The sequence below is a fragment of the Chloroflexus sp. genome (assembly GCF_034432675.1).
GTDB lineage: Bacteria > Chloroflexota > Chloroflexia > Chloroflexales > Chloroflexaceae > Chloroflexus.
Genome location: NZ_DAOUBI010000138.1, coordinates 1 through 1,612, shown reverse-complemented (window position 1 = coordinate 1,612; position 1,612 = coordinate 1). Strand labels below are relative to the sequence as shown.

The following is a 1,612-nucleotide window of genomic DNA, read 5'->3' as shown; positions in this document are numbered from 1 at the left end:
GTACTCGCCACGATCGGGGTCGGTCGGCAATCAATGAGATAACCTCTGGCAGATGTTTTTTTGAAACAGGTTCTACTCGTAGAGATACATATGCACGATACTATCGAACTTGAGATTGAAGGTATTGCCCAGGGTGGCGATGGCGTAGGCAGACACGACGAGCTGGTCGTGTTTGTCGCCGGAGCACTACCGAGCGAGCGGGTCAGAGCAACCATCACCGAACGCCATGCCCGATTTCTACGCGCTACCGTGTGTGACATCCTGCGCGCTGCTCCGGAGCGGGTTGAACCTCAGATCAAGCCCGGCGATCACGCACCGTGGCAGCACATTGCCTATCCGGCTCAAGTGCGCTACAAAGGCATCATCGTCGCCGACCAGCTACGAAAGTTCCTCCCTGACATCACTATACCGATCCAGCCCGTGATTGCGGCACCGCATCCCTGGGGTTATCGCAATAGCGCCCGTCTCCATGTAGATGGAGCGACTCTTGGCTATCACGCAGCCGGGACGAAGACTGTCGTCGATCTGGCAGATGATCCATTACTTTTACCAGCACTACGGGATGCGCTGATGAGTTTGCGCCGGTTATCCTTTGCCGGTTTAATCAAAGAGGTTACGCTGCGTGCCAGTGCAACCTACGGGTATGCCGCTGCTCGCCTCTCTCCGACGCCAGATGCTGGACGACATGCGCTGTTACGGCTGGCAACAGCCTGGCAGGCCTCAACTCCCGTGCTGGCAGGGGTCACGCTAGAAGACGAACCCTTGGTAGGAACGCCATTTTTGTACGACGAACTTGACGGAGTGATCTTTCGGCTGAGTCTAGGCAGCTTCTTTCAGATCAATCATGCCCAGGCCGAGCGCATGGTTGCAGTTGTGCGTGACGCACTGAACCCACATGGCGGTCGCCTCCTCGATGCCTACAGCGGGGTGGGAAGCTTTGCCCTCCCACTGGCCAGATGCTATGACGAGGTGATTGCCGTTGAAGCCTATCAATCGGCTGTAGAGGATGGTAAGCAGAGCGCCATTGACAACCAGATTACAAATGTGCAATTTATCAACGGTGCTGCTGAACACACCGTTGCCCATCTCAACGGTACTTTTCACGCTGTCATTCTCGATCCGCCGCGCCGCGGATGCCATCCGGCCTTGATCAAAGCGATTGTCGCCCATGCACCACCCCAAATCGTCTATATTTCGTGTCATCCCGGCCTGATCGGGCGCGATCTCGTCCCACTATTGGCCGCCGGTTATCAGATCACATTCGTACAACCTATTGATCTCTTTCCGCAAACCCCACACATTGAAACGATTATCCATTTACGATCTCGCGTAGGAGAACTACCCAACGATTAGCAAAATATGTATTATGTATTATAATACCTGAAATAACAATTTATATGCAAGTTTTACGCTATACAGTATGTGTAATTAAACATAAAATATATTAGAAAGAACAATATGATCGATAGACTTGTGGTGTCATTGGACAATCGGGCACAATAGAAGTAAAATCCACGTATGGTCACTTACGAAAAACTGGCTCATTGGGAATCGGCGTGGTATACCGCCAGATATAGCGGTAATTCGCAGGACAAATTGGTAATTTGTCCCA

General features: G+C 52.0%; 1 protein-coding gene. It reads left to right on the top strand.

The features are described 5' to 3' along the window. The first annotated feature begins 90 nt into the window (after positions 1–90). Positions 91–1,353: a class I SAM-dependent RNA methyltransferase gene (locus VAE55_RS10160; protein ID WP_322815671.1), complete on the top strand. Its 1,263-nt coding sequence runs from the start codon at positions 91–93 to the stop codon at positions 1,351–1,353. Positions 1,354–1,612 lie beyond the last annotated feature (259 nt).

Excerpts from the sequence above, each read along its gene's own strand:
- VAE55_RS10160 (WP_322815671.1), top strand. The coding sequence starts at position 91 with ATGCACGATACTATCGAACTTGAGATTGAAGGTATTGCCCAGGGTGGC.